This window comes from Paraburkholderia sp. UCT2, assembly GCF_014397665.1.
Taxonomy (GTDB): Bacteria; Pseudomonadota; Gammaproteobacteria; order Burkholderiales; family Burkholderiaceae; genus Paraburkholderia; species Paraburkholderia tuberum.
The window spans coordinates 1-6,055 of sequence record NZ_VZQO01000095.1; the positions used below are offsets into that span (position 1 = coordinate 1).

The window sequence follows — 6,055 nt, forward strand, 5'->3', positions numbered from 1 at the left end:
GGTGATAACCCAGCAACGGCACCAGCACGACTGCCGCGAACCACGAAACGATCAGCGCGATGGCCGACACTTCGAAGATCGAACGCGTGTATTCGCCCGTGCTCGATTTGGCGAGCGCAATCGGCAGAAAGCCGCATACGGTGACGAGCGTGCCCGTCAGCATCGGGAATGCCGTGCTGGTATACGCGAACGCTGCCGAGCGCGCCCGGCTCCAGCCTTGCTCCAGCTTCACCGCCATCATTTCGACGGCGATGATCGCGTCGTCGACGAGCAGACCCAGCGCGAGCACGAGTGTGCCGAGCGAGACCTTGTCCAGGCCGATATTGAAGATGTGCATGCACAGCGCGGTTGCCGCCAGCACGATCGGAATCGTGATCACGACGACCATGCCGGTGCGCAGACCGAGCGAGACGAGGCTCACGACCAGCACGATCGCCACCGCTTCGCCAACCGATTTCACGAACTCATCCACCGATTGCTTGACCGCGTGCGGCATGCTCAAAACCGGAGCGAGTTTCAGACCCGCCGGCAGCGTGGCCTGCAGTTCGGCGGCTTTTGCATCGAGCGCCTTGCCGAGGTCGATCACGTCGCCGCCCTTTTGCATCGTCACGCCGATGCCGAGCACCGCCTGGCCGCCGACGCGCATCTGGGTCACCGGTGGATCGTCATAACCGCGTGTGATCTTCGCGATGTCGCCCAGCCGGAACGTGCGCTTGTTGATGGTGATCATCATGTCCGCGAGTGCCTGCACGTCCTTGAACGCGCCGCTCGGACGCACGAACACGCGGTCGTCCGCGGTCGTGATGGTGCCGACGGGCGCCACGGCATTCTGTGCGTCGATCGCCTGAGCGAGCTGTTGCGGCGTGATCGAAAGCCGCGTGAGCTGCGCATTCGATATCTCGACGAAGATGTGCTGATCGGGGTCGCCAAAATAGTCGACCTTCGCCACACCGGGTATGCGCAGCAGGACTGTGCGCAGCTTGTCAGCGTAGTCGTGCAGTTGCGCCGGCGAAAAGCCGTCGCCTTCAAGCGCATAGATGTTGGTGTAGACGTCGCCGAATTCATCGTTGAAAAACGGGCCGACGGTGCCCTTCGGCAGCGTCGCGGCAATGTCGCCGACCTTCTTGCGCACCTGATACCAGGTTTCCGGCACTTCCTTGACGGGCGCGGAGTCCTTCATGGCGAAGAAGATCATCGACTCGCCGGGGCGCGAGTAGCTCTTGATGTAGTCGATATACGGCGCCGCTTGCAGCTGGCGGCCGATCCGGTCCGTGATCTGTTCCTGCACCTCGCGCGCAGTCGCACCAGGCCAGTAGGTCTTGATCACCATCGTCCGGAAGGTGAACGGCGGATCTTCCGACTGCGCGAGTTGCGTATAACCGATCACGCCGAAAAGCGTGGCGAGCCCGATCAGAAAGATCACGAGCTGCTGATGACGTAGCGCCCAGGCGGAAAGATTGAAGCCGCCTTCGCCAGATTTGTCTGCCCCGGAAGACGGGACGGGCGCGCTGTTGCCTGCGGATTCACTGTCGCGCGCCCTCATGACGGGAAGTCCTCGGGATGAAGCGGGGGCACCACCTGCACATGCTGGCCCGCGCTCACGGCGTGTGCGCCCTGGAGCATGACGCGGTCGCCGTCGCGTAGGCCCGATCTGATCGAGACGGTGCGCTCGTCATATCGCTGGATAGTGACCGGGCGCAGTTCGAGTGTGTCGCTGCCGGCGCGCACCACCCAGACAGCGGGGTGCTCACCCTCGTGAAAGAGCGCCGTCACAGGCAGCGTAAAAATCTGCCCCACGGGCGCGTCGCCGACGACATCGAACCCCACAATCGCCGTCATGCCGAGGCGCACGTCGCGGCTCGGGGCGGCCAGCGTCAGCTTGACGCGCCAGGTGCGGCTTTCTCGATCGGCAGCAGCCGATACCTCGCGCACGCGCGCCTCGAAGGTCTTGCCGGGTAGCGCCGGCAGCGTTACGCGCGCCATGCTGCCGACTGTCAGCGAGCTCAGCGTGCGCTCGGGCGCGTCGCAGACGATGTCTACGTCGCCCGTCCAGTCGAGGTGATAGATCGATTGGGTTCCCTGAACGTTCTGGCCCGTGTCGGCGTCCTCCGAGGCAATCACGCCGTCGTGGTCCGCTGTCAGCGTCGCATAGCGCAGATTGTCCGAGGCGAGCGCCATCTGGGCGAGCGCCGAGTCGCGCTGGGCGAGCGCGGAGGCGTAGGCGTCCTGCGTCTGTTCAAGTTGCGCCGGCGCGATCAGGTTCGCCTGCGCCTGCGCCTGATCGCGGTCGAGCTGCTGCTTCGCGTAGACAAGTCGATGTTCGGCGGCATCGAGCTGGGCTCGTGCGTTGGCCAGGTTATTGCGCAGGTCGGTCGGGTCGAGCAGTGCAACAACCTGTCCCGCCTTGACGGCATCGCCGAGATGAACCCGCCGTTCGATGATTTTGCCGCCCACCCGGAACGAAAGCACCGTCGAGTAGCGCGCCTGCACCTGAGCCGGCAGCGACGCACCTACCGCGCGCCCGTCGGCGTGAACGGCCAGAGCGACCACGGGCTTCGGCTCAGGAGCGGCGGCTTCGCGCGACTGGCATGCCGACAGCAGGATTGCGCTGCAAGCCGCGACCATCACGTGCGTCCGCTTGGGCGATCGTATGAACGAAGATAAGAAGATACGTGCAATTTCAGGCGCGACAGGAACGGAATGTTTCACGATGTTCACAAGGCAGAGGATTGATCCAGGTAAAAAATTTCCCGATGCTGTAGACCCGCCATGCAATGAAGCACGGTTCGCCGTCAGCATGGGCGCGCAAACAATCTCTATCAGTACGTTGGATTCCTACATATCGCCATGGCATGCCGGCGACATGCGCCCTGCCGATGGGACGCGCGCACTCAGTGTCTGATTCGCGCGCTTACATGCATACTTGCCTCACGGGTCTTTTGCTCTCTACGCCGGCATCGACAAAACTACCGATAAATCGCCTGCGCCAGCGCGCAGGGCCCGGTCGAGTTCCTCCTCGGCTATCAGCTGCCGGTGCAGCACCGCCTCTCTTAGCATGCTGTTTCTGGAATGCGCGCCGGGTATGCGAGCACTCTTGCCGCCAATATAGGGATTTGCCGCAGTCGCCATCGCGCGACGACACTCGGGCATCTCCCGGATCTGTTCGGAATCGGCCGCGATCTCCCTGATGCAATGCTCGGCCAGCGTCTTGCATGGATGCACCTGAACCGATTCAGCCGCGAATGTGACCGCGACGTCGCTCGCCAAAATCCGGAGTGCCATCTGACGGACGACATCGGAAATCATCGCGTTCGGTCTGCCAGGCGTGACAAAGGAGTCGGTCCGCATCCACGCGAGATCGATTTCGGGCACGTCGAATAGTGCCCGGATGGATATCAGATGGAGGTCACTGCACGCGTTCGAAAGCTCGACGGCGATGTCGGTCAAAATGCCGGAAATCCGCAAATACGCGGCACACTCTTGGGTTCTTTCAATCGGAGTTGACGCCATAGGCAAACCGAGCGCGGTCATTGCGTTTACTGCATCAACCGCTTCGACTTCAACCGCTTCGACTTCATATCCGGAATGGGCCGTAGCGCCCGCGTCAATCGTCGCGCGAAGATAGATTTCACGAAGCTGCGCGGATGACGCTCGCAACCTGACCATCTGTTCGTCCAGCATAAGCGCATGCGTCAAAAACTTGAAACCCAGCGTGGTGTGAACTGCATCGTATAACTGCGTGGTTCGGTCGAGTTGCAGCAAATCGCGGAATTCCTCCGCCTTTCTGACGAAGGCGGACCGCAACGCATCGCACCCGTCACATAGGTGTTCAATCGCAACGCAGATCGAGATCCTAAGTGCGGTCGAATAGACATTGCCGCCTCCGGGACACATGCGCGCACCTGGATCCAGATGAACATAGTCGCCGCGCGGACGACCCAGAAGTTCAAGAGCGCGGTTGCATATCACCTCGTTGGCGTTCATGTCGTTCTCAGTGTCAGCGCGGCCCTGAGTCACGTCGACGAAGCACTGGTCACACAAGCGTCCTTTCTGCGCCTCCACGCAAGAGGCGACGATTGCGTCACCAGGTGGGGGTTCGAGTCGATGCAACTCGGCATTCACTTCTGCGACAGCCTGCTTGACTGCCGCCAGCGCATTCCGCAGGTTTGGGTATGCGCCTACCGGCGTCCCCGATATGGGACAGTTCTCGACGGCGCCAGGCGTGTGAATGCCATATCGCGCTTCCTCGGGTATTTCCCGCTTGCCCAGCGAATCGTATTCGACCCGGAAACCTGGTCTGCCGATCTCCATATTCACTCCTGCCAAGGATGAGTGCTTTCATAAGACACGCAATAGCCAATAGCGGCCGCTCTGCTTATCAAAGGCAGAGCTGGTTCGGACGGGGTTCGTCGGTATGCGTTGCGGTCCAACGAGGCGAGAAGCTATATTCGCGGTAGGCATTGGTCCCTACATAGAGCCAGTTACGCAAAATGTTTGACATGTCACTTCCTTAGCAGCCGTTGGTGAGACCACGATCTCGTGAAGCCGGTGTATAGCCGCATGTTGATTTCCGGCGCCCAATGCGGGTAATTTCCGACGGCTAATCGGAGTGCACCGACTCGGCGCAGAAACGGGCCGAGGAAATACCCCGGTTTCGCTGTCGATGACTATCGCGAAGCCAAGGCGCGCGGACGCTAAAACGCCATTGGGGTCGATGGGGCAACGCAAAAAAGACTCATCGCACACAGGAAAGAGAAAACTTTAGCGGCATGGCGAGCGCCGAGTAGCGCGGCAATGCCTGGGCCAACAACACCGGTCTTGTCGACACCGCCGAGGTGAACGCAGCGTCACCGATGTTCAACAGGAAGTCAGATACTGTCTGGATGAGCGTTCGCCAGGAGACGACATGCGTCGCAGCGGTGACAGCGAATCCGGTATTTCGCCGTTTGACGTCCCGACGCCAAGGATGTGCTTGCGCAAACTGTAATGCCTTCACTCGTGCTCGTTCGTCAAACATGGATTACTTCTCCAGGAGGGTGTGACGGGATCTCCATTATCAGTATGCGGATCGAGGTCTGGCTCGCACGCTACCGTGCATCCGAGCCGCGCGAATGCCACTGGACCATCACGTTTCGGACGCCGCCGGATGAATCAGACTCCGTCGATCGCCCCTGTGCAAAGGCGCTGTCCACATTTCCCACGATAGACGCTAGCGACCCAGGAAGATATCGTACCGTCGGTTATCGCGCTTCTACCTGCCCGTCTAAAGCCTATACGGCGGTATAGCGCAGGCGGCGACAGGGATAAGACCAATCCGCTCAGGTGTAGGGTCCAATACCGTCGTTCAGCAGCGTGCGGAAAGCCGGCGTGTACCCATGCGTGTTGTTCCGGTGGCCGCGATAAAGCGATTCGTTTTTTCGCCATCTCATCGCTCGCGCCTGCACCGCAGCAGCTATCGTTTTACCGAGATATCGGTGACGAGCCAAACGTTTGTCGCGTCCGTCGAGGTATCAACATATACCGTCACCAATACACTGGAGCGAAGCGGCCGCGACTGCCTCCTGGAAGTGCGCGACGACGGTCGTGGCGAAAACGCACGTCGGTTTTCCTCGCAAACGACGGAATCTGGTCGCGACGCACGCTTCACTATCCTGTGGCTGATCAATCAGCATGCCACCGGCCGCTACCACTCGCGAACCCTCGCATCAGACGAACCCGTACCGCTTACCGAGAGCGGCGAGAAGATCTGGCCACTGATCGACGCTGGCGCCGTCGTGAATCTCCTCAAGTTCGCACAGCAGATCGACAATGCCCGGATCGTAGGCATCGACGTTGGATGCATACAGCGCCTGCAGTAGCTTGCCGTCCCGGGCGTGCCGATAGTACGAAATGCCGATCCCTTCGATGTCCCGGTGATAAAACTCGTCGCTAAGGAAGCGCTGATCAATGGACCAACTGCCCAAGTTGCAGACGAGATGCCGTCGAATTTTCCGGATGACGAAGCGAATCGATGCTCAACTCGGTGAATTGGACGCGCAAACGAGGCTCCCTGCTC

At 60.6% G+C, this 6,055-nt stretch carries 6 protein-coding genes; 2 read left to right on the forward strand and 4 right to left on the reverse strand.

Annotation, left to right across the window (positions count from 1 at the left end; translation table 11 throughout):
* The coding region (locus tag F6X39_RS35540) for an efflux RND transporter permease subunit (protein WP_187620070.1) at positions 1–1,543 on the reverse strand (1,543 nt) is incomplete at its 3' end.
* Positions 1,540–2,625: an efflux RND transporter periplasmic adaptor subunit gene (locus F6X39_RS35545; protein WP_187620071.1), complete on the reverse strand. Its 1,086-nt coding sequence runs from the start codon at positions 2,623–2,625 to the stop codon at positions 1,540–1,542. The genes F6X39_RS35540 and F6X39_RS35545, both read right to left, overlap by 4 nt.
* 25 nt (positions 2,626–2,650) lie before the next feature.
* Between F6X39_RS35545 and F6X39_RS35550 the strand changes: the two genes are divergently transcribed.
* Complete coding sequence (locus F6X39_RS35550) at positions 2,651–2,902, forward strand: hypothetical protein (protein ID WP_143037265.1); 252 nt, start codon at positions 2,651–2,653, stop codon at positions 2,900–2,902.
* A 44-nt stretch (positions 2,903–2,946) separates the two neighbouring features.
* Here F6X39_RS35550 and F6X39_RS35555 read toward each other — a convergent pair whose 3' ends face one another.
* Together F6X39_RS35555 and F6X39_RS35560 are read right to left on the reverse strand one after the other, a co-directional pair.
* On the reverse strand, positions 2,947–4,311 hold the full coding sequence (locus F6X39_RS35555) for a lyase family protein (protein WP_187620072.1): 1,365 nt from the start codon (positions 4,309–4,311) through the stop codon (positions 2,947–2,949).
* Positions 4,312–4,735: 424 nt separating this feature from the next.
* Entirely contained in the window at positions 4,736–5,017 is a 282-nt protein-coding gene (locus tag F6X39_RS35560; protein ID WP_187620073.1) for a hypothetical protein, read from the reverse strand.
* Between the two features lie 358 nt (positions 5,018–5,375).
* On the opposite strand from F6X39_RS35560, the gene F6X39_RS35565 reads away from it, so the two are divergent.
* The gene (locus F6X39_RS35565; protein WP_187620074.1) at positions 5,376–5,858 is read left to right on the forward strand and encodes a hypothetical protein; all 483 of its coding nucleotides are present in this window, start codon (positions 5,376–5,378) and stop codon (positions 5,856–5,858) included.
* Positions 5,859–6,055: the final 197 nt, after the last annotated feature.